We start from the raw sequence: 22,544 nt of genomic DNA, 5'->3' as shown, positions 1-22,544 counted from the left end.
AAATTACTTTATAGTTTACATCACTGTATTCAAGCTGCTAAAGCCAGTCCTCGCTCCATGAAAATCGCCATCGTTGGTTCCGGCATCTCCGGCCTCGCCGTCGCCCACACATTGCGCGGGCAGGCCGACATCACCCTGTTTGAAGCCGGCGACTACTTTGGCGGACACACCCATACGGTGGATGTGACCCTGCCGGGTCCGCAAGGCCTGGTTACCCACGGCGTAGACACCGGCTTCCTGGTGTTCAACGAACGCACCTACCCGCACCTGATTGCCTTGCTGGCAGAGCTCGGCGTCGAAACGGCCAAATCCGACATGTCGTTCTCGGTGCAAGTACCCGGCGCCAAGGGCAACGGGCCACTGGAATGGAGCGGCTCCACTCTTAACACCGTGTTTGCCCAGCGAAGCAACCTGGTCAACCCGCGTTTTCTGCGCATGTTGCGCGATGTGCTGCGTTTCAACCGTCTGGCAACCGACATAGCGCAACGCAATGCAGAAGCCGAGCTACAACAGCCGCTGTCCGACTTTCTGCGGTTGCACCAGCTCAGCGCGGAGTTCCGCGACTGGTATTTTTTGCCCATGCTGGGCTGCATCTGGAGCTGCCCCACCGACCAGATGTTGCAGTTTCCCGTGGCCACCATGATTCGCTTCTGCCACAACCACGGCCTGATCCAGGTCAGCAACCGCCCGCAGTGGTGGACCGTGGCTGGCGGTGCCAGGCACTATGTGGAGAAGATCGTGGCGCAGGTGGCCGACAAGCGCCTGGCCACACCGGTGCAGTCCATCAAGCGCACGCCCAGCGGGGTGCTGATCACCTCCAAGGGCCAAACCGAACACTTTGACAAGGTGGTACTGGCCAGCCATTCCGACCAATCCCTGGCGCTGTTGGCCGATGCCACGGCACACGAGCGCGCCACGCTGGGCGCCATTCGGTACCAGGCCAATCGCGCCGTGCTGCACACCGACACCTCGGTGCTCCCGCAATCGCGGCGCGCCTGGGCGGCCTGGAACTACGAACGCAGTGCGGACAGCGCGCAAGATGCCACGCGGGTTTGCCTGCACTACTTGCTCAATCTGCTGCAGCCGCTGCCGTTTGCGCAAAGCGTGGTGGTGTCGCTGAACCCGGTGCGCGAGATTGCCTCCGCGCATGTGCATGGCAGCTTTGACTATGCCCACCCGGTGTTTGACCTGGCCGCCATCCGTGCGCAAGGCGAAGTGGGCGCCTTGCAAGGCCAGAACCGGACCTATTTTTGCGGCGCCTGGACCGGCTACGGCTTCCACGAAGATGGTCTGAAATCGGGCTTGAACGTGGCCAAGCGCCTGCAGGCCGTGCTGGCCGCGGAGTCCTGACGCCATGAGTGGCACTGCGTCCCCCCAGCCAACGCCTCCGACGGCCCTGCTGGGCTTTGGCCAAGTGCGCCATACCCGCTTGCGCCCCGTACGCAATGCCTTCGCCTACGGCACTTATTTTTTGATGCTGCCGATGCGCAGCCTGCAGGCCCATGGCCCAGGCGCACTGGCGCGCAACCGTCGGGCGGCATTGGGCTTTTATGACCGCGACCATGGCGATGGCCGCGGCCCCGAACAAGGCGGCGCACTGGCCTGGCTGGATGCCCTGCTGCACGGCGAAGGCATTGCCGATGCCAACGGAGAAGTCTGGCTGCACTGCTACCCGCGCGTGCTGGGCTTCACCTTCAAACCGGTGAGTTTTTGGTACTGCCACCGCACGGACGGCAGCCTGCGCGTGGTGGTGGTGGAGGTGAACAACACCTTTGGCGAGCGCCACTGCTACCTGCTGGACCAGCCCCGCTATGGCGCCGAGCTGCGGGCCGACAAGGTATTCCATGTGTCGCCGTTTTGCCCGGTGGAGGGTGGCTACCGCTTTCGCTTCATGCTCACACCCGACTTGCAGCGCACCGTGGCGCGCATCGACTACGACGATGCACATGGCCCCCTCATCGAGACCAGCGTGAGCGGCACCTTGGAGCCCCTGAACCCGCAGAGTGTGCGGCGTGCGCTGTGGACCCATCCGGCGATGACGCTGGGCGTGGTCGCGCGCATCCACTGGCAAGCGCTGAAACTCTGGCGCAAGAAAGTGCGGTTCTTTCGCAAGCCTGTGCCGCCTGCCCACCTGACCAGCCGTTAACCCACCTTTGCATGACTGCGTGAGAAGCCCCATGAACACCAACAGCGTTACCTCTGGCACCCCCACATTTGTGCTGCCGCGTGGCACTCCGGCTGCCGCACGCACTGTATTCAGACTCCTGCAAAGCCTGCGCCACGGCAGCCTGAGCGTGCAATTGCCGGACGGCAGCACCCAGCGTTTTGGCGGCGAAGCCTTGCCCCACGCCAGCATCCAGCTGCACAACTGGAATGTCTGCAGCGCAGCCATCAAGTCCGGGGACATTGGCTTTGCCGAAACCTTTATTGCCGGCGACTGGAGCACCCCCAACCTGACCGAGCTGCTGCGCGTGCTGGTGAAGAACCGCGCCGAGGTGGAAGGCGTGATCTACGGGACCTGGGTCGGGCGGCTGTTCTACCGCATCAAACACCTGCTGAACCGCAACACCATGGCCAACAGCCAGAAGAACATCCACGCCCACTACGACCTGGGCAATACCTTCTACACGCTGTGGCTGGACGAGACCATGAACTACTCGTCCGCCCTCTTCGCGGGCAACACCGACCAGCCCATGGCCGAGGCACAGAAGGCCAAGGTGCGGCGCGCGCTGTCCATGGCGGGTGTCCAGCCCGGCAACCGCGTGCTGGAAATTGGTTGCGGCTGGGGCGCGCTGGCAGAAATGGCAACCACCGAATTTAATGCCTCCATCACGGGTGTGACGCTGAGCACCGAGCAGCTGGCCTTTGCACGCGAACGCATGCAACGTCTCGGAGTCCCCAACGCGAGCGACGCCGGGCCGCCCCAAGGCGTGAAGGTCACTGCCGACCTGCGCCTGCAAGACTACCGCGACATCGCGGACGCACCCTTTGACGCGGTCTGCTCCATCGAGATGGTGGAGGCTGTAGGCCGCGAGTACTGGCCCACCTATTTCGCCAGCGTGGCCAAGCTGCTCAAGCCCAGTGGCCGAGCGTGTGTGCAAAGCATCGTCATCGACGACGCGCTGTTTGAGCGCTACATCACCTCCACCGATTTCATCCAGCAGTACATCTTCCCCGGCGGCTGCCTGCCTTGCCCCCGGGAGTTCCGTGCGCAGGCCCGCGCAGCAGGCCTGGAGGTGGTGGACGAATATGCCTTTGGCCCCGACTATGCCGAGACCCTGCGCCGTTGGCGTGACGCCTTTTTGGCCGAGCGGGAGCGTGTGATGGCCGCTGGCTTCGACCCACGCTTCATGCGGATCTGGGAGTTCTACCTGGCCTATTGCGAAGCCGCCTTCGACGAACGCAACATCGATGTGGTGCAGTACACGCTGCAAAAACGCGCGACCTGACGCCTACACACGGCCCCGCCATGCAGCCTCCACCCAGCCGTCGCCACCTCTTGCACCGCGGCTTGCGGCTGGGCTCGGGGGTGGCCGCCATGGCAAGCACCGGCAGCGCCTTTGCACAAATCGCCCCACCACCCGAGGTGCAGGCCCAGCTACCCCAAGCCCGGCGCGCGGGCAGTACACGCATGCGGTTTCTGGGTTGGTCCGTGTACGACGCCGACCTGTGGGTGGCGCCCGGTTTTGAGGCGGCGCAGTACGCGACCTACCCGATCGCGCTGGAGCTGCGCTACCTGCGGTCGCTTGGCGGCAAATCCATCGCCGAACGCTCGGTGCAAGAGATGCGCCGCGGCGGGCCGCTGGACGCCGCCACCGAACAAAGCTGGCTGCAGGCGATGGTGGACGCCTTTCCCGATGTGAAAGAAGGCGACCGCATCACCGGCTTGCACAGCCCTGCGGCGGGGACCCGCTTTGTCTACAACGGCACGCTGCGCGCCACCGTGGCCGACCCGGCTTTTGGCCCACGCTTCTTCGGCATCTGGCTTGCACCCTGGACCAGCGAACCGCGCCTGCGCAGCGAATTGCTGGCGGGGCTGAATCCATGAACCTGACACCATCCCCCGCAGCCGTGTTCGACTGGCATGCCGGTTGGCGCTACGGCCTTATGGGGCTGCCGCTGGCCTTTGTGGCGCTGCCCCTGTATGTGACGCTGCCCAACCACTACGCAACCGCGTTTGGCGTACCACTGGCCACGCTGGGCGCGGTGTTGCTGGCGGCACGCCTGTTGGACGCACTGATTGACCCGCTGCTGGGCCGCTGGAGCGACCGGCTGTTTGCTCAGTCGTTGCGCGCCGTGCTGGCCTGGGCCGCATTAGCCTGTGCGGTGCTGGGTGCGGGCTTTGCCTTGCTGTTCTTCCCGCCGGTCCACGGCCCCCGCGCACTGGTGCCGTGGGCCACGGCCTGCCTGGTCGTCACCTACGCGGCCTACAGCGCCTTGAGCATCCTGCACCAGTCCTGGGGCGCGCGCCTGGGCGGGGACGAGGTGCAGCGCAGCCGCGTGGTAGCCTGGCGCGAAGGGCTGGGGTTGCTCGGTGTCGTTTTGGCATCAATTATGCCGCTAGCCCTCGGTCTACCTGCGACAGCAGCTCTGTTTTTTGTAGCGCTTGGGGCCGGCTGGGCGGCCTGGCGGGTGGCACGCAAGCCGCCTTCCGGCACCACTGTTGCCAGCGAAGCGGGCTTCTTTGCCGGCCAGCCTGCATCCGTCTGGCTGCCGTTCACCCGGCCCGCATTTCGCGCACTGCTGGCGGTCTTTGTCGTCAACGGCATTGCCAGCGCCGTGCCCGCCACATTGATCCTGTTTTTTGCGCAAGACCGGCTGCAGGCCCCCAAGGGTACGGAAGCGGTGTTCCTGGGCAGCTACTTTGTCTGCGCCGCCCTGGCACTGCCGCTGTGGCTGCGCGCAGTGCCACACCTGGGCCTGGCGCGCACCTGGCTGGCAGGCATGCTGCTGTCCATGGTGGTGTTCGTGTTTGCAGCCCAGTTGGGCACGGGTGACACCCCGGGTTTTGTGGCGGTGTGTGTGCTCTCGGGCATCGCCTTGGGCACCGACCTCGCCCTGCCCGGCGCCCTGCTGGCCGGCTGCATTGCCGCAGCGGGCGACCGTGGGCGCACCGAGGGCGCCTACTTCGGCTGGTGGAACTTTGCCACCAAGCTCAACCTAGCGTTGGCCGCCGGGGTGGCGCTGCCGCTGCTGGGCGTGCTGGGCTACACACCCGGCACCCGCGCGCCCGAAGCGCTGCAGGTCCTCACCATCGCCTACTGCCTGCTGCCCTGCGTACTCAAAGCCGTGGCGGCCGCATTGCTCTACACCCTCGTCATCCGAAAGACCCCATGAAACGACGCCTGCTCCTCAGCGCCGCCACCGCAGCCAGCGCCCTTGCGCTGGGCGGCTGCGGCACCCAAACCATTGACCAATACCGCCAGGAACAACCGGCGCTGGACTTGCAGCAATATTTCAACGGTGTGCTGGACGCCTATGGCGTGTTCACCGACCGTTCGGGCGCCGTGGCCAAACGTTTCACCGTGGTGATGCGCTGCCGCTGGCAGGGTGATGAAGGGGTGCTGGACGAAGACTTCAGTTACTCCGACGGCACGAAACAAAAGCGTATCTGGCGCCTGAAGAAACTGGCGGATGGCCGCTACACCGGCACCGCCGACGATGTGGTGGGCACCGCCCAGGGCCAGGCACGTGGCAATGCGTTTTACTGGACCTATACCTTGCGCCTGCCGGTGGATGGCTCCGTCTATGACGTGCAATTCGACGACTGGATGTACCTGATGACGGACACCGTGATGCTGAACAAGGCCACCATGCGCAAGTTCGGCGTACGGCTTGGCGAGGTGACGCTGTCGTTCGCCAAGCGCCCGTAGTTTTAAGCAAAATTGGCATCTAGCCCTTATGGATATTGCGCGAGCAGCTATCAAAAATAGAGCAAAAAAGATTATTCCCATGCCCTTCTTCCAGCCCCTGAACCCACCGCTGCGCGACTGGCGCGGCACAACCGTCTGGATGGTGGGTGCCTCCAGCGGCATCGGCCAAGCCACGGCCGCAGCGCTGCACGCGCTGGGCGCCCACGTGGTGGTGTCGGCCCGCAAGGTGGCCGACCTGGAGGCCTTTGTGGCCGCCCACCCGGGTAGCACGGCGCTGCCGCTGGATGCCACCGATGCCGCGGCCGTGCACGCGGCGGCGGCCCAGCTGCTGGCGCGTGGTCCGCTGGACTGCGTGGTCTATTGCGCGGGCCACTACACCCCCATGCGTGCGCAAACGCTGGACCTGGTCGACATGCAGCGCCACTTGGCAGTGAATTACACCGGTGCACTGCAGGTGCTAAGCGCCGTGCTGCCCGCCATGTGCGCGCGCCGCGCCGGCCACATCGCCTTGGTGGGCAGCGTGGCGGGCTACCGCGGCCTGCCCAACAGCCTGGCCTATGGCCCGACCAAGGCGGCACTGATCAACCTGGCGGAAACGCTGTACCTGGACCTGCATGACCAAGGGATTGGTGTGTCACTCATCAACCCCGGTTTTGTGCAAACCCCGCTGACGGCGCAGAACAACTTCGCCATGCCTGCGCTGCTGAGCCCGGCGCAAGCGGCCCAGGCCATTCTGGCCGGATGGGCGCGGGGCCACTTCGAGATCCACTTCCCCAAACGGTTTACGCTGTGGCTGAAAGCCCTGCGCGTGTTGCCGCACCGGGCCTACTTTTACCTAGTGAGCCGCGCCACCCTATGACTGCCTCCCCCCTGTCCAACGAAGCCGCCGTCACCCGCGTGGTGGATTTCTTTGAGACCCTGACACCCACCGCCCTGGCCACGCTGCCTGCGCTGTACGCGGCCCATGCACGCTTCAAAGACCCGTTCAACGCGGTGAGCGGCTTGCCCGCCATCACCCGCATATTTGCCCACATGTTCGAGGCGCTGGAAAACCCGCGCTTTGTGGTGCGCGAGCGCATCGTGCAGGGCTCACAGTGTTTTTTGACCTGGGAATTTCGCTTCCGCTTCCGGCGTTTCAAGCAGACGGAGGAGCAGGTGATTCTGGGCGGCTCGCACCTGGTGTTTGACGACACCGGCTTGGTGACGCTGCACCGCGACTACTGGGATGCGGCGGAAGAGTTGTACGAGAAATTGCCCATGGTGGGCGGGGTGATGCGCTGGCTCAAGAAACGGGCCACCAGCTAGGGCAGCAGGAGCGGGTCAGCGCCCAGTGGCGTTGGCCTGGCTGCCGAATTTGCTGCCCTGGAAATCGGGAAAGTCCACCGTGCGGCGCGGTTCCCACCAAGCTCGCAGGCTGGCGAACACATTGCGGCAGCCAGTGCATTTGTACTCGCCGGTGGGCTTGAGCGCGCCATTGGCGGCACGGTCAATCACCGGCTGGTAGCTGGTGGCACCGCATTCGCGGCACTTGTAAACGGTTTTGTAAGTCGCCATGGTCGGCCGACTGTAAGCACTGGCGCGGGTTTTGACCAGTGTTTTTATGTAATGCCGTGTAAAACAAGGCTTGCAAGCCCTTTTTGGCTTCCAGCCCGCACCAATCCTAGGCCGGAACGGTGTCGGCGAAGCTGGGGCGCTGCGACAGTTTTTCGAGCAACTTGCCCAGATTGGGATGGTCCGCACGCCAGTCGATCTGGGGAAAACGGAAGTCCAGGTAGGCCAGCGCACAACCCACGGCAATATCCGCCAGGCTGAGGTGAATGCCGCCACAGAATGGTTTTTCACCCAGGCCGCGGTCCATGGCCTGGAGAGCGCCAGTCACCTTCGCCATCTGGCGGTCGATCCAGGCCTGGCTGCGCTGGGCTTTGGTGCGCCCCGTCCAAGTGGCCTCTAGGCGCGCCAGGATGGCGGCGTCCATCAGGCCATCGGCCAGCGCTTCCCAGGTCTTGATTTCGGCGCGCTCACGGCCCACCGACGGAATCAGCTTGCCCACGGGAGACAGGGTGTCCAGGTATTCGACGATCACGCGCGAATCAAACAGGGCTTCTGCGCCTTCCATGATCAGGCAGGGCACTTTGCCCAGCGGGTTCGACTCGGCGATGCTGGTATCTGCCGCCCACACGTCTTCGGGAACAAAGGCGTAATCGAGTTTCTTCTCGGCCATCACGACGCGGACTTTGCGAACATAGGGGCTGGAAGTGGATCCGAGTAATTTCATGGGGTCTTGGCAGTTGCTTGAGGACCGATTCTATCCAGCGGGGTTGGCCTGAACGGGCCATGGGGTCGGGCGTGGCGCACAACCTACAATTCGGGGATGACTTTCTCCGCCATCTCCGCCCTCTCCCCCCTTGACGGCCGCTACGCCGGCAAGCTTGCCACCCTGCGTCCGCTGACCAGCGAATTGGGCTATATGCACCGCCGCGTACAGGTGGAGGTGGCATGGTTCATTTCCCTGAGCGATGCGGGCTTTGCCGAGTTCAAACCGCTGACGCCCGGAGCACGTACTTACTTGCTGGGCCTGGTCAAAAACTTCTCGGAAGCCGATGGCGAGGCCATCAAGACGATTGAAAAGACCACCAACCATGATGTCAAGGCGGTGGAGTACTGGATCAAGTCCAAGTTCGAGGCCCGCCCAGAACTGGAAAAGGCCGGCGAGTTTGTGCACTTTGCCTGCACCAGCGAAGACATCAACAACACCAGCCACGGCCTGCAACTGCGCTCGGCCCGCGACGTGGTGGTATTGCCCGCACTGGACAAGATCGTGCTCAAGCTGCGCGACATGGCCCATGCCTACGCCGACGTGCCCATGCTGAGCCGCACCCACGGCCAGACCGCCAGCCCCACTACCGTGGGCAAGGAGCTGGCCAACGTGGTGGTGCGCCTGCAGGCCGCCTGCGAGCGTATTGCCAGCGTCAAGATCCTGGCCAAGATGAACGGCGCCGTGGGCAACTACAACGCCCACCTCTCGGCCTGGCCCGAGTTCGACTGGGAGGCCTTCAGCCGCAAGGTCATCGAAACCCCCGAGCCGCTGGGCCTGGGCCTGACCTTCCAGCCCTACAGCATCCAGATCGAGCCGCACGACTACATGGCCGAGCTGTTTGACGCCGTGGCACGCACCAACACCATCCTGATTGACCTGAGCCGCGACATCTGGGGTTATGTGAGCCTGGGTTACTTCAAGCAACGCCTCAAAGACGGCGAAGTGGGCTCCAGCACCATGCCGCACAAGGTCAACCCGATTGACTTTGAAAACGCCGAAGGCAACCTGGGCCTGGCCAACGCCTTGCTCAAGCACCTGAGCGAAAAGCTGCCCATCAGCCGCTGGCAACGTGATTTGACCGACTCCACCGTGCTGCGCAATATGGGCGTGGCCCTGGGCTATGCCGTGCTGGCCTACAGCTCGCTGATGACCGGGCTGAACAAGCTGGAAATCAACGAAGCTGCGATTGCCGACGACCTGGACGCATCGTGGGAAGTGCTGGCCGAGCCCATCCAGACCGTGATGCGCCGCTTCGGTCTGCCCCAGCCCTACGAGCAACTCAAGAAGTTCACCCGCGGCGAGGCCATGACCAAGGCGTTGATGCAAGGCTTCATCGCCGGGCTGGAGATTCCCCAGGCAGAAAAAGACCGCCTGCTGGCCATGACGCCGGGCAGTTACACCGGCAAGGCCTCGGAGCTGGCAAAGCGCGTCTGATGGCACTCAAATCCACTATCTACAAGGCCAACCTGCAGATTGCAGACATCGAGAACAGCTATTACGCCGACCACGCCCTGACGCTGGCACGCCACCCCAGCGAGACCGATGAACGCATGATGGTGCGGCTGGCCGCGCTGGCCTTCAATGCCTACAAGCTGCAAACCGTGTGCAATGGCGACGGCACGCTGGCCTTTGGCGCGGGCTTGTCGGATGTGGAAGACCCGGATGTGTCGTTGACCGATTTCACGGGCCACAAGCGCCTGTGGATCGAGGTGGGCCAACCGGAAGACAAACCCATTAGCAAGGCCTGCAACAAGGCCGATGCAGTGCTGCTCTACCCCTTTGCCCACTCTGCCGATATCTGGTGGAAGGGCATGGAGAGCAAGCTGAGCCGCCTGGACAAGCTGCAGGTGTGGCGCATTCCATCGACCACCTCGCAGGCACTGGCCAAGCTGGCACAGCGCAGCATGCAGCTGCAGGCGACGGTACAAGAGGGCGTGCTGATGCTGGGAGACGGCGTGAACACCGTGGACATCGAGCCGATCCGCTGGAAGTGAGCGGCGGCAGCACCGGCGCTGCCATTTCAAGCCAAACAAGGTCCCAACCCGCACCAATACTGCGCGAGCAGCTACTCTTTTGGTAGCGATTCAGCAGCCGGGGCACTCTGCCCTTCGGCCGCCCGCTCCGCGTATTTGTTGAACCGCCAGGCGCTCGCATCCAGCGTGATGCGTCGCCAGGTGGCGCGCTTGGCGGCCGGCCCCATCTCGGGCCAGCGCTGCACTTCATCAAAGGTGCGGCCACAGCCCTTGCACAGGTCGTCCCCCTGGCTGGTGGAGCAAATGGCAATACAGGGCGTATCGGGCGTGCTTTCGTACCATGCCAACCAAGCGGCCAGCGCCTTGGGCGGCATGGTGGCCTCGTCGGCCTCGGTCTCGTGGTAGTAGACCAGCAGTGCATACACCTCGGCCAACGCACGCGTGGGTGCGGGCAGAGCCACCCCATCGGGCGAAGGCTCGCGCGTGCGCCAGTAGTTGATGGCCGACTCGATGTCGGTGATGTGGATGCCTGCCATAGATTCCCGTAGAAGGGGGCGGATCATATACCGCGCGTGGCGTGTGCCCCATGCCCGCAGCGCAATCGGCCAAAAACCCCGGGTATTTGCAGGCCTTTAGCACCTTGCGCGTACACTGCGCGGCCGAAGGGGAGTAGCTCCCTGACGCTGCCCTTGCAGCGTTTATCAACAAGTCGTCAATACGAAGCTCCGCTTCCGGCTTGTTGGGCCAGGTGCACCACCTGGCCGAGCAAGACCTTCGATTACAGCCCACCGCGGGCTGGATCGAAGTGCCTTGGTGGTCCGCCATCCTTGTCCCCGGTCCAGTCCGCGATGTGCCCCCATCGACTTGAACCTGGATTTGACATGGAATTTCTCTCTGCCCCTTGGTGGTCTGCTCTGCTGGCCATTGTGTTGATCGACCTCGTCCTGGCTGGCGACAACGCCATCGTCATTGCACTGGCCGCGCGCAACCTGCCGCCCCCACTCAAACGCCAAGCCATTCTCTGGGGTACCGTGGGTGCCATCATCGTGCGTTCGATCATGACCTTGGGCGTCGTTTGGTTGCTCAAAGTGCCGGGGCTGATGCTGCTGGGTGGCTTGGGGCTGCTGTGGATTGCCTACCAACTGCTGGCAGACCAAAGCGACGGTGAACACGATGGCCCGTCCGCCAGTACCTTTTGGGGCGCCATGAAAACCATTGTGGTGGCAGACGCATTGATGGGCATCGACAACGTGCTGGGCGTGGCCGGTGCTGCGCACGGCGCCATGGATCTGGTGGTGATTGGCCTGCTGATCAGTGTGCCGATTGTGGTGTTCGGCAGCAGCGTGGTGCTGCGCTTGGTCGAGCGTTTCCCCGTCATCATCCAGCTGGGTGCCGCGGTGCTGGCCTTCACGGCGGCCAAGATGGTCGTGGGCGAAGCGCTGCTGCGCCCAGTGTTTGGCGATGCCCACACCACCGATAGCATGCAGCTGGCGGCACGCTGGACGCTCTATGCAGTCGCTGTGCTGGGTGTGCTGGGTGCCGGCTGGTGGAGCCAGAAGCGCGCCCAAGCTGCACTTGCGCAGAAGGCCTGAGCAATCCGCCAACACCCGTTCCGCGGCCCGGCCTCTGGGCTGTGCCTGAGGCCGGTGCTATGCTGACGCACCATGAAACTACTCATCAAATGGATTCTGAGCGCGACCGCCTTGCTGGCCGTTGCGCATCTATACAGCGGGGTGGAAGTGAAAAGCTTTACCGCCGCGTTAATCGCCGCATTTGTGATTGGTCTGCTAAACACCGTGGTGCGCCCCTTGTTGGTGGTGCTGACGCTGCCGTTCACCGTCTTGACCTTGGGCCTGTTCCTGTTTGTCATCAACGCCCTGATGTTCTGGTCTGCAGCCAGTGTGTTGGAGGGCTTTCACGTGCAGGGCTTCACGGCAGCCCTGATCGGTTCGCTGATTTACACCGCGCTGGGTTTGATCATTGATTCAGCGCTCGAGCGCCTGTTCTCGAAGTAATTGCTCCACCTGGCGCGCCCGGGTGTCCACAATGGAGGCTTCAAAGTGGTCGCCCGCTTTGGGGTCATTGCGAGCCATGTCTTGCGCGGCTTTAAGACGGGCCAACGCAGCGGCGTAATCCAGCTGCGCGATATTCACTTCAGCCTCGGCCCTGATGGAGGCGACCGTGCGACCTTGTGCAGCGGCGCTACGGGCCAGCCATTGCCAAGCTTGCGCGTCAGCAGGGTTGTCCGCAACCCAGGTTTGCAGGCTTTGTGACGCGCCATCGGCGTGGCCCAGCGCCAGCTGCGCCTGGACCGCCAAGAAGAGTTCGGCACGGCTGCGGTTGGGCCCTTGCGGCCCCAGCTCCACCAGGGCCAGCGCCGCATTGCCACGGGCCAGCGCAATCTCGGCCAGCAACAGGCGCACTTGGCGCGCAACCAACGCATCGGCCCCCGCCGCGCTGCGCAAGCGCCGCCCCAGAGCTTCCGCTTGGTCGAAGGACCGCAAACGCGAGGCAGCCAGTGTGGCGGCATACAGAGCCCCGGCCTGCTGCGCTGCGGGTTGGCGCGCCAGCTGCGCAGGCTCGGCCTCTTGCACCCAGTGTCGCTGGGCGTCCACAGAGGGGTTGGACAACACGCGGGCACGAGAGGCAATCAAGGCATGCTCGACCGCCGGTGCAGGGTGCGTGGCAGCGGCCTGGCTGGGAATACGTGCTTGCATATCGGCCATGCGCTCCGTACTCAGAGGGTGGCTGCGCAAATACGGAAAACCGCCCGCGTCGTTGAGCCGGTTGGACTGCTGCAGCTTCTCGAACATCGACACAAAACCCTGGGGGGCAAACCCCGCTTCACCGGCGATGCCAAAACCCACCCGGTCCGCCTCGCGCTCCATGTCGCGCGAAAAATTGAGCTGCGTTTGAGCAGCCACCGCTTGCCCCCCCACAATCACGGCATTGGCACCACCCGGATTTTTGCTGGCCGCCATGGCCCCCAGAATCATCGCGCCAATGAGCCAGGGCGTCTGCTCGTTCTGGCGGGTGATCAAACGGGCAATGTGGCGCTGCGTCACATGGCTCAGCTCATGGGCCAGAACGGCCGCCAGCTCGTCTTTGCTGGACACCACGCCCACCAGGCCCAGATGAACGCCGAAATAGGCGCCCGGCAAGGCAAAGGCGTTAACCGAGCGGTCACGCCCCAGCAACACCTTCCACGCGTACTGCGCGTCCAACTCCGGCGGCAACTCCCCCCGAGCCCGGGCCGCCGTCATCAGTGGCAACCAGATGCTTTGCACATAATCGCCAATGACCGCATCGTCAAGGTAATCGGGGTCCCGGTAGAGCTCCCGGGCAATGCGGTCGCCCAGACGGCGTTCGGCGGCAGGGGTGATGGAAGTGCTGTCGCCGAGGTTGGGGAGGGCTGAGCCTTCGCGGGTTGGAGAGGGCTGCGCCCAGCAGCGATCCGCCACAAAAAACGCTATACAGACAATAGCTGTTAGCGCTATGTGGAAAGGGGCTGAAGGACAATTTTGCTCGGAGATTCGGATCAAAACGAGTCCAGAGGCATGGTTGCCACAATGCCGGCCGTGATTGGGTCGAGGAATACTGTCCAGAAAGATTTGCGGCCAACTAGGGGAAGGTAGAGCACTTTTTCAGGTGTGCGGCCTTCGTCCCCAAGTACGCGCTCAATCTCTGCCATCTGGTCCGGGAATCGGATTTTCAGTTCCTCCGCCGGTTTAGCCGCTTTGAGTACCTCGGGAATGCTCAGATCATAAGGCTGCCATAGATCGGGGCGAGATGCCAGAGACACCCCTTGCAGGGCAGCCAGAGTAGCATTCATTTTTTCTTCCTCGTCTGCGAATGGACGCAGCGCCAGCAAAGTCGGCCCCGTGATGGGCAAAGCATTTACGTCAGCACGCGCCTGAGCCAGCAACTCCGGCACTACTTCAATAGCATGCACGATGCGGAATCTGTCGTACTCAAAGACCATGTGCACCGGACGCGCCAGAGACACGGTCCACAGGCCATAGCTTAATGCCGCGAGCTGCATTAGGACCACGACTACTAGGTCGCGCCGCAACTCGGGCCAAAGTTTGGTGCGGGTGAATACGGCTAGTGTAATCAGCGGTCCAAGCACAATATCCACCGCGACGACTAGCAAAAATAATTCGCGCCCGCCTGAAACCTCCCGGTAGGGATAGGGATACCAAATGCCGAATACCAACGAAGCGGTTAGTAACGCGATGACTAGGCTTAAAGCGAAGTGGGCAACACTGGCCTGAATACGGTCACGCCAAAAGGAAGGTGAATTGGGAAACATACGCATAAGTTGCCTCAACTGTAAGCGGCGTGCGTAAACTGTCAAATCGCAATAAGCACACCCACGAAATTGCTCCGGGTATCGTTGAGGTTCGTTGATTAAAGCTATTCCGTTGTAGCAGTTTGACTGGCAAGTTGCCAATAGTAATTGGGCTCAGCTTGGACATCCAATCGACTCAAGCAGGGTGCCACTCAGGAGATCACGAGCAAGCTCTAAGGAACCGGCTGCGCAAGCAGCACAGGATATTTCTCCTGCCCCAACAGTCGAAGACTGTAAACCGCCTCCGAATAAACGGATGGTTCGAACAATTGTTTGATTACAAGCAAGCGATCGTACGCATCTTCAGGACGCTCATTTAAAGCACAGGCAAGAGCCGTACGGAACAGAAGCGGCGCCCATGTATAGCGCTTGGATGTGCGCAGCAACATGCTCAAATCTTCTTCAGTCATTTGGGGTGCTGCCCGCAATCGCATGGCACGAAGAAGTTCGCTTGTTTGGGTCAACAAATAAAGCCGTGGAACAACATAATCCGCAGATACATCTCCAATGCGTCGATTCTCAAATCGATTTACCCGATAGTCTTCTTCTGCCACTATGTACTCGTACGTTATTGTGGCAACTAGGCCAATCCATACACCAGTCAACGCGACCAGCGAAAGACGCCCCATCAGCACCCCGGAAGGCTGTACTTGCGCGGGACTGGACGCATCAATAACGCCGAAAATCGCACCCGCAACAACAACGAAGTAGGCATACGCGTGCGGGTACTCCAAAAGAGAATGCACGCCCAATGGCAATAGCAATGCATAAGTCCATACCAAATGACGCGACCCGCGCACCGTCCTCCACCGCATCCATAACCACACGGCAAAAGTCACTAGAAGCCCTCCCCCGATGGGTAGGCCCAACATTACCAACGTATCAATCACGAAATTGTGGGTAAAATTTGCCTGTTCAATACTAGGCACACTGAGAGCCCCAAACTGCTGCGCGGCAGGAACTTGCAGCCAGCCCCAACCGAACCAGGGGCGTTCTATTACGGCCAAGCCAAACTGCGCCCAAAGCACGGGGCGAGTCCCCTGCTCGGCAAGGTCGCCCACGCCCAATGCACCGCCCGAAACCCCACTTGGACTGGCTGCATACAGCCATGCCAGCCCCCACAGAGAGCCCACCCACGCTAATGCCCCGAGTCGGTAGACACAAGGCAAACGGCTACCACGCCCAAACCAGTACACCAAGAGCCCCAGACAAGTACCCGACAGCACACCTGTGCGAGACTGTGTCGTAGTAAGAGCAAGCGCCAACAGAGTCAAAACTGCTCCCAAGGACCAACTACTGAGATAACGTGTGGCAAATAGCCCCGTAGCAGCAGCAGCAGCCAATACAAGTGTCGTTGCAGCCTGATTGGGTTGGCCCAAATTGCCACGCGCACGACCACCGGGTAACGGCTCCAAAACCCAGTCACCAAATGCAGTGTGGACTGCCAATGTTTGAGCCATCGTTTGCAGCGCTACACAGAGTCCGACGACAACAAGCAGTACTTGTAGTTGCGTCAGCAATCGCGACGGGGCCGCATCACCTTCCAAACCATCCACCCAATGCCAAGCGAATAAAAATACCCCCAAATAGCACGCCACGATCCAAGCATCACCAGCATAACTTATTAACCCAAATGCCCATTGCACCCATGCAAATGCTGCCAATCCACCCAATACCCAGGCAACAGTACGCACCCTCAGTGGCGCATTTTTGAATGCCAACAACAATGCAATCAGCACCGTAGCTGCAAAAGCCGGGGCCTCCGTATGGAAAGCCCACCAAGGAGGCAAATGATGTGGCACCAGCCAGCTGATACCCAGCAATGCGAGTGCTAGTCCGTGCAATACAGTGTTCATAAAAAAAGGGGCTCCGAGAGCCCCTTTGTGAGTTGGGTCGCTGGGAAATTAGGGCAAAAAGGTGTTGCTTCCATAGGTTGTACCAACCACCGTGTCGCGGCAAGAGCCCGGCAAAAATTTGGGGTTTACACCACCAGTAGTGGCAGGCCCGCATGACCACGCGTTCACGTTGCCGCTTGGCGCTACTTGAGTCGCGTCCGTCGGAGCCAAAATAATGAATCCGGCAGCGTTGACAACGCCACTTGTCACACGAATCGCACCTTCAGCACTGGTCTGAATACGAGCAACCTGACCACCAGGAGCTGAGTTCTCGCAGCCCCAGCCACCTGCCTGGAACGCAGAAGTGCCCGTCGCGGTCTGCACCGTTTCTGTTATTGTGGTTCGGCACTGAGAAGCCGCCAAGATGACTTCGGACATCCGGGCACGGATGGTGTAGTCTTGGTAAGCAGGCAAAGCCACAGCAGCCAAAATACCGATGATCGCAACCACGATCATCAATTCGATCAGGGTAAAACCCTTTTGAATAGAACGCTTCATACAAAACTCCAAAAAAGTGTGAGGGCGTACTCTCAGCAGACTTCGTGCCAACCCAAAATCATGGAACTACCGACAAAAATGCCCTTTATGCGCGCCAGGGAGTGGTTTGACGCGCCCCCGTCGATTGGATGCGCAACATTTTTGTCACTTAATACATACTTGCCGAACCATTTTCAAATCCGTCAACCCCATCATCACCTTCTCCATTCCATCCATCTTCAAAGTCCGCATGCCTCCCTCAACAGCTGCAGAAAACAGCTCTGCTACCCGCGCACGCTCTTGGATCAGCTTCTTCACGGCGTCATCCGCCACCATCAGTTCATGCAGACCGATCCGCCCTTTGTAGCCGGAGCCATTGCATTTGTCGCAACCTACCGCTTTGTAAAGTTTGAGCTGCCCTCCCTCTCCGTAGGTTTGCAGCCATGTATCGACCATTTTTTTTGACTCGCCGGCATAATCTGCTTTCCAAGCGTGGGAATGGCGTAGTTCTTCGGCATATTCAGCCGCGAACAAGCGTAATTCCTCGGCATCTGGAACATACGCTTGTTTGCAGTCGCACAACTTCTTTGCAAGTCGTTGAGCCAAAATGCCCAGCAGCGCATCCGCGAAGTTGAAGGGGTCCATTCCCATGTCCAGCAAGCGGGTAATGGACTCAGGCGCGGAATTGGTGTGAAGCGTCGAGAACACCATGTGCCCGGTTAATGAGGCTTCAACCCCCATCGATACGGTCTCTTTGTCCCGCGACTCGCCCACCATAATGATGTCTGGGTCCGCACGCAAGAAAGCGCGCATCACCAGCGCAAAATCAATACCCGCTTTTTTGTTGATCTGAACTTGGCGCAAACCTTTCTGTGTAATTTCCACCGGATCCTCTGCCGTCCAGATTTTGGTATCGGGTGTGTTCAAAAACTTCAAAATTGAATGCAGGGTGGTTGTTTTTCCTGACCCTGTTGGACCGCACACATAAAACAAACCATAGGGTTTGCTGACGGTTGCCTCCAGACGCGCTTTGTTGTGGGGCGTCAGACCCAACTTCTCCAGGGGGATCGGCTCACCGGCTGCCAATATCCGCATAACCACATCTTCCACACCACCAGCAGACGGGATGGTCGCAACGCGAAGTTCGATGTCCAGCGGGCCGTACTTTTTGAATTTGATCTTCCCGTCCTGCGGTTTGCGGCGCTCCGAAATATCCAAATCACACATGATTTTGAGGCGGGTGACCATTGCCTGGCGAAAGTGCGCAGGCACCTCCACATAGGGAACCAGACTTCCATCAATACGGAATCGAATGCCGGTCTTGAGCTTGCCAGGCATGGGTTCAATGTGGATATCTGATACCTTTTGGTTGTAGGCATCGATGATCACTTTGTTCACAAACTTGACCAGTTCGTTGTCTGCTGCTGCGGACTCCAAAGAGTCGTCATTGGAACCGTCATCAATCGGTGCCCCATCCATGTCCGCCAACAACTGATCAATGGTGCTGCTGTCCGCAGATGCGCCGAATAACTGGGCCAGTGTGTCTTTGAACTCCGTTTGGGTCGTGACCCGGTATGCAAACTTGCTGGACCGGGGAAACACCTGGGGCACAACCCGCGAGCCTTTGACCGCCTCCGGGTCCAAACACATGATCACCAGCCCTTCTGGCGACTCCTCCAAAGGGATCCACCCCTGTTCCACAATAAACTCGCGTTTAAGCGCACCGTGTAGCATCTCGGAGCGTATGCGGCCCGCATTGAAGGGCTCGTACGCCACACCAAAAAATTTGGCAAGTGCACCACCCAACAGGGCGGGGCTGAGACCAAAACTGGACATCAATGCGAATTCGCTGGACTGGCCCTCTGCACGAGCGTCCTCCACAGCGTCCCGCAGTTCTTGCTCGGTCAACAGCCCGTCCGCGACAAGGCTGTCGAACTTGCTGGCCTTTTTGACGCCGCCGCTATCGTTTGACTTTTTCAGGCGCTGGCGAATCGCCGTCGCCAGCGTCTTGCACAACTCGGTCACACCATCTACTTCCAACTCGCCAAAAGGCTCATCATTCTTGTTATTGATGACCTGCAAGACCCCATGCAAGTGGCTTCCGTCCATGATGGGGGCCACCAGCATTTGCTTGGTCCGATACCCAGAGCGTTTGTCCACTTCCTTCAAAAAAGAAAGTGCCGGGTGAATGCGTCGCAAGGCGTCTTCGTCATAGACGTCCACCAAGTTCAATGCGGCCTTGCTATACGCGGCGTACCCAGCCAGACTCTGGGGGGAAATGGGCAACTTCAAATCACGACTGCTGTTCAGGCCCGTCTTGATCTTGGAAACGATAGACGTTTGATCTTCACTTACGGCATACAAAGTCAGGCGATCTGCATTGAGGAGTTTGCAAATCTCTTGGCTGGTTTCCAGCATGATCTGCTCGATGTTTTCGGTTTCATGGATACGCGCGGTCACTTGATGCAACTGCCGATAGAAGAGCGCCTCAAAGGTCATGCCTCTTTTTTTAGAGGGCAACTTCTGCGATTCAAAAAAAGCGTGCTCCGCACCGGCGGGCTGGATAACTGAACTCATATGTCGAACTCCTGCCCCGCGTGCAACCAACGGATGTCGTACATGACATCCGGGCCAAAGGGCTGTGTCTGATCAAAGCCTTGAATTTCCGCCATGATCAGATCGGTTTCCGCGGGCTTGGTATGGGTAATAAAAATAGGATATCGCACGCCTTCGGCAATGCAATCCAACTCTTGGAACAATGAATTTGGAGAAAGATGCAGGCTTTTTTTGGCCAGGTCTTTTTCTCGGTTGCTGAATGCAGTTTCAATTACCAACATGGCCACGGGCATTCCATTGATTCGCGCCCACAAAGCGGGATTCCGCTCGGTATCACCCGTAAAGACCCAGTTTGCACCACCCGCATTCACCGCAAACCCAGCTGCCGGCACAGTGTGTGTCGCCGGCAGCACTTCGACCGTTTTCCCGAACAAGTGCACCTGCTCCCCAACCGAGACTTCCACGAATCGGATGAAGGGCGCATCGACGCGAGGTATGCGCGAAAAGTCAGGCCAGATCACGTCATTGAAAATATGGGTTTTCAAGGCTGCGATGGTGCCAGGCAGGGCATAAATATTGAGTGGATGACTTCGTTGCGCGGCCACCGCGTCCACCATCAATGGCAAAGCCGCCACATGGTCCAGGTGCGAATGGGAGAGGAAGACACCCTCGATGGCGGCCATTTCTGCCAGCGTCAGGTCACCCACACCCGTACCAGCATCTACCAGGATTTGAGCGTCAAGCAAAAAAGACGTAGTTCTACAGTCCTTGGCAATCGCTCCCGAGCATCCCAATACGCGGACTTTCACAGATGGCGCCCTATTTGGTTTCGAAGTTGGTTGCGCCATCCCAGTCTGGGTCAAACGGCAGCAATCGCATGGAGGCTACTCTCTCGGAGTACAGCTGGTAAAGGTATTTTTTTGCGTTCATGCGCATTAAGTTGATCAACAACACCTCTGCCTGGTCCCAGTTTTGAGCTCGATACGCGCGCAAAAATGCGGCCCATGTTTTCACTTCTTCCGCAATCTCAGAGCTGATGCGTGCCAAAGGCACCAAAGGCCCATAAATGGACACGGTTTGTTCTTTCCCTTTTACGCGCACCTTGTCCAGCTCCTGCCATACAACGTCCGATGCCAGTTTTTTGGCACTCTCGCTGACCACAATGTCCACACCGTAAACCTTAGAAAGTCCTTCCAATCTGGAACCCAAATTTACCGCGTCGCCGATGACGGTGTAGCTTCTTCGAATATTGGAGCCCATGTCCCCCACGCACATACTTCCAGTGTTGAGACCAATACCGATGCCAATCTCTGGCAAGCCGTTTGCCCGGTGCTCTGCATTGATTTCCCGAACCGCACTTGCCATTTCCATGGCGGATTTCACTGCCAAATGTGCGTGTTCTGCAGTTTCCACCGGCGCCCCCCAAAAGGCCATCACACAGTCGCCCATATATTTATCAATCGTGCCTCGGTTGGCACGAATCAACATCGTCAGGCGACTGAATACGCCCGTCAACAGGGCCTGCAACTGTATCGGCTCCATTTGTTCCGACATTTTGGTAAAGCCGCGCATATCGCAAAACATCACCGTCATTTCACGATTGGTCGCCTGCATGCTATAGCTGTCCGGGTCCTTCACCATTTCGTCCACCAATTCAGGCGGCACGTAGGTTCCAAACAAATTGGCCAATTCGCGCTTGGAGCGGCTTTCCACAAAATAGCCGTAACTCATATTCAGGCCGAAGGCCGTGACTGCCATAGCAAGCACAGAGGCTAGGGGCAAGACCAGCCCATACCCCAGGTAGAGCCATAAGTTCATCGCAACCAGCAGGCCAAGTACGGCCACGCTCAACAACACGGCGCGTGGTGCCGACAGCAGTGGCAGACCAAACGCCAACAGCAGACCCGACAACAAAACCACCACCACTTCATACCCCACGGCGTAATCAGGTCTCACCAGCACATAACCGTCAAGCAGCGAAGAAATAATATTGGCGTGCGTTTCTACGCCTGGGTAGGTTTCTCCTACTGGGGTAACCCGCAAATCCAGCAGCCCTGGTGCAGTCGTGCCGAGCAGCACCACCTTGTCCTTAAGTGCGCCAGAGGGCAGCCGTTTGCTCACAACGTCAGTAGCGGATATGTAGCGGAAAGAACCACCACTCACCCCCCCATATCCCCGATAGGGCACCAACGTCGCAACACGCTCATCGACAGGGATCGCCAGTGCTTTGTCGCCCTGTTTCAGCAACACCCGATCCATGCCCTGGTATGGTTTGGCTATAAAACGTTCATTGGAAAAACCCGGAGCCACGGTTGGCATACCCGCAATAACGCGAAACATGGCAAGTGCGATGGACTCATAATAGTCACCTTTGTGCTCCGCCAACAGGGGAAGAGAGCGCACAACGCCATCACCATCCGTGATGGAGTTGAAAAAGCCGGCCATAGGCGCCGAGAGCGCCAGTTGCTCTATGTTTGCGCCATACCCCGTCCACGAGGTGGCCTTGATTTGGCGTCCCTGCAGCGCCGACCCAGGCAGCACAGGCACAGGCAGCACACCGCTGGAGCGCCCCTCTTTGTCACTGGTGAGGTAGTACCCCATGACAACGGGACGATTGGCAATGGCCCTTGCAAACGCAGCGTCAAAATCCAACTCGGGTTCCAACTGCTTCAGACGCTCGGAGAAACCTGGATAGTCTTTCAACTCCTGTTTGGCCAACTGATTTAGCCGCGCCAGACCCGAGCTTTCATCCGCCTCCGCAAACACAACATCGAACCCAAGAACGGCAACTTGTTGGTCCAAAAACAAGGTGTCGACCAATTCAGCCAGCTTGTTGCGCCCCCAGGGCCAACGACCAAGTTCAGCCAGGCTTTTTTCGTCAATATCAATAATGACGATGCGATCATCCAGTGTGCGCGGCATCGTGGCTTGAAGACGCGCATCGTAGATGATGTCGTCCAGGCGCTGAAGAACTCCCATACGCGCCACGCCCATGGCGTGCAACAAAGCCAGAAGCACCGGGATCAGCGTCACCGCAATACGCCGCCAGTGTTTTGCAATTGAATTCATGCAAACGCCTGCCAACACCAAGGGGAGGAAGCG

At 59.9% G+C, this 22,544-nt stretch carries 22 protein-coding genes; 12 read left to right on the top strand and 10 right to left on the bottom strand.

Annotated features, from left to right (window positions below; translation table 11 throughout):
- Nucleotides 1–57: 57 nt before the first annotated feature.
- From AC3WS7_RS05755 to AC3WS7_RS05720, 8 genes are all read left to right on the top strand, one after another.
- Nucleotides 58–1,350: an NAD(P)/FAD-dependent oxidoreductase gene (locus AC3WS7_RS05755; RefSeq protein ID WP_492655698.1), complete on the top strand. Its 1,293-nt coding sequence runs from the start codon at nucleotides 58–60 to the stop codon at nucleotides 1,348–1,350.
- Between the two features lie 4 nt (nucleotides 1,351–1,354).
- Nucleotides 1,355–2,146 carry a DUF1365 domain-containing protein gene (locus tag AC3WS7_RS05750; RefSeq protein ID WP_492655697.1) on the top strand — a complete coding sequence of 264 codons (792 nt, stop codon included), beginning with the start codon at nucleotides 1,355–1,357 and terminating at the stop codon, nucleotides 2,144–2,146.
- A 31-nt stretch (nucleotides 2,147–2,177) separates the two neighbouring features.
- Complete coding sequence (locus tag AC3WS7_RS05745; RefSeq protein WP_492655696.1) at nucleotides 2,178–3,449, top strand: class I SAM-dependent methyltransferase; 1,272 nt, start codon at nucleotides 2,178–2,180, stop codon at nucleotides 3,447–3,449.
- A gap of 20 nt (nucleotides 3,450–3,469) precedes the next feature.
- On the top strand, nucleotides 3,470–4,048 hold the full coding sequence (locus AC3WS7_RS05740; protein ID WP_492655695.1) for a chalcone isomerase family protein: 579 nt from the start codon (nucleotides 3,470–3,472) through the stop codon (nucleotides 4,046–4,048).
- Nucleotides 4,045–5,337, top strand: coding sequence for an MFS transporter (locus AC3WS7_RS05735; RefSeq protein ID WP_492655694.1), 1,293 nt, complete (start codon nucleotides 4,045–4,047; stop codon nucleotides 5,335–5,337). The genes AC3WS7_RS05740 and AC3WS7_RS05735 overlap by 4 nt, the downstream gene beginning before the upstream one ends.
- Entirely contained in the window at nucleotides 5,334–5,873 is a 540-nt protein-coding gene (locus AC3WS7_RS05730; RefSeq protein ID WP_492655693.1) for a DUF3833 domain-containing protein, read from the top strand. Before AC3WS7_RS05735 ends, AC3WS7_RS05730 begins: the two co-directional genes overlap by 4 nt.
- A gap of 79 nt (nucleotides 5,874–5,952) precedes the next feature.
- Entirely contained in the window at nucleotides 5,953–6,732 is a 780-nt protein-coding gene (locus tag AC3WS7_RS05725) for an SDR family NAD(P)-dependent oxidoreductase (RefSeq protein ID WP_296464941.1), read from the top strand.
- Nucleotides 6,729–7,178, top strand: coding sequence for a nuclear transport factor 2 family protein (locus AC3WS7_RS05720; protein WP_492655692.1), 450 nt, complete (start codon nucleotides 6,729–6,731; stop codon nucleotides 7,176–7,178). Before AC3WS7_RS05725 ends, AC3WS7_RS05720 begins: the two co-directional genes overlap by 4 nt.
- A gap of 15 nt (nucleotides 7,179–7,193) precedes the next feature.
- Here AC3WS7_RS05720 and AC3WS7_RS05715 read toward each other — a convergent pair whose 3' ends face one another.
- Nucleotides 7,194–7,427, bottom strand: a complete 234-nt coding sequence (locus AC3WS7_RS05715) for a hypothetical protein (RefSeq protein WP_296464948.1) — start codon at nucleotides 7,425–7,427, stop codon at nucleotides 7,194–7,196.
- A gap of 106 nt (nucleotides 7,428–7,533) precedes the next feature.
- A complete protein-coding gene (locus AC3WS7_RS05710) occupies nucleotides 7,534–8,148 on the bottom strand; it encodes a glutathione S-transferase C-terminal domain-containing protein (RefSeq protein ID WP_296464951.1) in 615 nt (204 codons plus the stop codon).
- Between the two features lie 96 nt (nucleotides 8,149–8,244).
- On the opposite strand from AC3WS7_RS05710, the gene purB reads away from it, so the two are divergent.
- Both purB and AC3WS7_RS05700 read left to right on the top strand, forming a co-directional pair.
- Nucleotides 8,245–9,624, top strand: coding sequence for an adenylosuccinate lyase (purB, locus tag AC3WS7_RS05705; protein WP_492655691.1), 1,380 nt, complete (start codon nucleotides 8,245–8,247; stop codon nucleotides 9,622–9,624).
- Complete coding sequence (locus AC3WS7_RS05700; protein ID WP_492655690.1) at nucleotides 9,624–10,184, top strand: YaeQ family protein; 561 nt, start codon at nucleotides 9,624–9,626, stop codon at nucleotides 10,182–10,184. The genes purB and AC3WS7_RS05700 overlap by 1 nt, the downstream gene beginning before the upstream one ends.
- A 71-nt stretch (nucleotides 10,185–10,255) precedes the next feature.
- On the opposite strand, the gene AC3WS7_RS05695 is transcribed toward AC3WS7_RS05700, so the two are convergent.
- The gene (locus AC3WS7_RS05695) at nucleotides 10,256–10,699 is read right to left on the bottom strand and encodes a DUF3717 domain-containing protein (protein WP_492655689.1); all 444 of its coding nucleotides are present in this window, start codon (nucleotides 10,697–10,699) and stop codon (nucleotides 10,256–10,258) included.
- A 345-nt stretch (nucleotides 10,700–11,044) separates the two neighbouring features.
- Here AC3WS7_RS05695 and AC3WS7_RS05690 point away from each other — a divergent pair, with 345 nt between their 5' ends.
- Together AC3WS7_RS05690 and AC3WS7_RS05685 are read left to right on the top strand one after the other, a co-directional pair.
- Nucleotides 11,045–11,755: a TerC family protein gene (locus AC3WS7_RS05690; RefSeq protein ID WP_492655688.1), complete on the top strand. Its 711-nt coding sequence runs from the start codon at nucleotides 11,045–11,047 to the stop codon at nucleotides 11,753–11,755.
- A 72-nt stretch (nucleotides 11,756–11,827) separates the two neighbouring features.
- Nucleotides 11,828–12,178 (top strand): phage holin family protein, encoded by a 351-nt coding sequence (locus tag AC3WS7_RS05685; RefSeq protein ID WP_296464965.1) that lies wholly within the window; start codon nucleotides 11,828–11,830, stop codon nucleotides 12,176–12,178.
- Here AC3WS7_RS05685 and AC3WS7_RS05680 read toward each other — a convergent pair.
- From AC3WS7_RS05680 to AC3WS7_RS05650, 7 genes are all read right to left on the bottom strand, one after another.
- Nucleotides 12,149–13,624, bottom strand: coding sequence for a M48 family metalloprotease (locus AC3WS7_RS05680; protein ID WP_492655687.1), 1,476 nt, complete (start codon nucleotides 13,622–13,624; stop codon nucleotides 12,149–12,151). The genes AC3WS7_RS05685 and AC3WS7_RS05680 overlap by 30 nt on opposite strands.
- Nucleotides 13,625–13,701: 77 nt before the next feature.
- The gene (gene tfpZ / locus AC3WS7_RS05675; RefSeq protein ID WP_492655686.1) at nucleotides 13,702–14,481 is read right to left on the bottom strand and encodes a TfpX/TfpZ family type IV pilin accessory protein; all 780 of its coding nucleotides are present in this window, start codon (nucleotides 14,479–14,481) and stop codon (nucleotides 13,702–13,704) included.
- A gap of 206 nt (nucleotides 14,482–14,687) precedes the next feature.
- Entirely contained in the window at nucleotides 14,688–16,370 is a 1,683-nt protein-coding gene (locus tag AC3WS7_RS05670) for a PglL family O-oligosaccharyltransferase (protein ID WP_492655685.1), read from the bottom strand.
- A 48-nt stretch (nucleotides 16,371–16,418) separates the two neighbouring features.
- Nucleotides 16,419–16,907, bottom strand: a complete 489-nt coding sequence (locus AC3WS7_RS05665) for a pilin (RefSeq protein ID WP_492655684.1) — start codon at nucleotides 16,905–16,907, stop codon at nucleotides 16,419–16,421.
- A gap of 144 nt (nucleotides 16,908–17,051) precedes the next feature.
- Complete coding sequence (locus AC3WS7_RS05660) at nucleotides 17,052–19,463, bottom strand: ATPase, T2SS/T4P/T4SS family (protein WP_492655683.1); 2,412 nt, start codon at nucleotides 19,461–19,463, stop codon at nucleotides 17,052–17,054.
- Nucleotides 19,460–20,251 carry a 3',5'-cyclic-nucleotide phosphodiesterase gene (locus AC3WS7_RS05655; protein WP_492655682.1) on the bottom strand — a complete coding sequence of 264 codons (792 nt, stop codon included), beginning with the start codon at nucleotides 20,249–20,251 and terminating at the stop codon, nucleotides 19,460–19,462. The genes AC3WS7_RS05660 and AC3WS7_RS05655 overlap by 4 nt, the downstream gene beginning before the upstream one ends.
- Nucleotides 20,252–20,261: 10 nt before the next feature.
- Entirely contained in the window at nucleotides 20,262–22,511 is a 2,250-nt protein-coding gene (locus tag AC3WS7_RS05650) for a CHASE2 domain-containing protein (protein ID WP_492655681.1), read from the bottom strand.
- Nucleotides 22,512–22,544 lie beyond the last annotated feature (33 nt).

The organism is Rhodoferax sp. EU05-FHT12H12, assembly GCF_058791215.1.
The sequence above is the reverse complement of the archived record's forward strand: the minus strand, read 5'-3'. Positions and strand labels throughout refer to the sequence as shown.

Bases quoted from the DNA above. Each gene is read 5' to 3' on its own strand.
- AC3WS7_RS05755 (WP_492655698.1), top strand. From the start codon at position 58: ATGAAAATCGCCATCGTTGGTTCCGGCATCTCCGGCCTCGCCGTCGCC.
- AC3WS7_RS05750 (WP_492655697.1), top strand. From the start codon at position 1,355: ATGAGTGGCACTGCGTCCCCCCAGCCAACGCCTCCGACGGCCCTGCTG.
- AC3WS7_RS05745 (WP_492655696.1), top strand. From the start codon at position 2,178: ATGAACACCAACAGCGTTACCTCTGGCACCCCCACATTTGTGCTGCCG.
- AC3WS7_RS05740 (WP_492655695.1), top strand. From the start codon at position 3,470: ATGCAGCCTCCACCCAGCCGTCGCCACCTCTTGCACCGCGGCTTGCGG.
- AC3WS7_RS05735 (WP_492655694.1), top strand. From the start codon at position 4,045: ATGAACCTGACACCATCCCCCGCAGCCGTGTTCGACTGGCATGCCGGT.
- AC3WS7_RS05730 (WP_492655693.1), top strand. From the start codon at position 5,334: ATGAAACGACGCCTGCTCCTCAGCGCCGCCACCGCAGCCAGCGCCCTT.
- AC3WS7_RS05725 (WP_296464941.1), top strand. From the start codon at position 5,953: ATGCCCTTCTTCCAGCCCCTGAACCCACCGCTGCGCGACTGGCGCGGC.
- AC3WS7_RS05720 (WP_492655692.1), top strand. From the start codon at position 6,729: ATGACTGCCTCCCCCCTGTCCAACGAAGCCGCCGTCACCCGCGTGGTG.
- AC3WS7_RS05715 (WP_296464948.1), bottom strand. From the start codon at position 7,427: ATGGCGACTTACAAAACCGTTTACAAGTGCCGCGAATGCGGTGCCACC.
- AC3WS7_RS05710 (WP_296464951.1), bottom strand. From the start codon at position 8,148: ATGAAATTACTCGGATCCACTTCCAGCCCCTATGTTCGCAAAGTCCGC.
- purB (WP_492655691.1), top strand. From the start codon at position 8,245: ATGACTTTCTCCGCCATCTCCGCCCTCTCCCCCCTTGACGGCCGCTAC.
- AC3WS7_RS05700 (WP_492655690.1), top strand. From the start codon at position 9,624: ATGGCACTCAAATCCACTATCTACAAGGCCAACCTGCAGATTGCAGAC.
- AC3WS7_RS05695 (WP_492655689.1), bottom strand. From the start codon at position 10,699: ATGGCAGGCATCCACATCACCGACATCGAGTCGGCCATCAACTACTGG.
- AC3WS7_RS05690 (WP_492655688.1), top strand. From the start codon at position 11,045: ATGGAATTTCTCTCTGCCCCTTGGTGGTCTGCTCTGCTGGCCATTGTG.
- AC3WS7_RS05685 (WP_296464965.1), top strand. From the start codon at position 11,828: ATGAAACTACTCATCAAATGGATTCTGAGCGCGACCGCCTTGCTGGCC.
- tfpZ (WP_492655686.1), bottom strand. From the start codon at position 14,481: ATGCGTATGTTTCCCAATTCACCTTCCTTTTGGCGTGACCGTATTCAG.
- AC3WS7_RS05670 (WP_492655685.1), bottom strand. From the start codon at position 16,370: ATGAACACTGTATTGCACGGACTAGCACTCGCATTGCTGGGTATCAGC.
- AC3WS7_RS05665 (WP_492655684.1), bottom strand. From the start codon at position 16,907: ATGAAGCGTTCTATTCAAAAGGGTTTTACCCTGATCGAATTGATGATC.
- AC3WS7_RS05660 (WP_492655683.1), bottom strand. From the start codon at position 19,463: ATGAGTTCAGTTATCCAGCCCGCCGGTGCGGAGCACGCTTTTTTTGAA.
- AC3WS7_RS05650 (WP_492655681.1), bottom strand. From the start codon at position 22,511: ATGAATTCAATTGCAAAACACTGGCGGCGTATTGCGGTGACGCTGATC.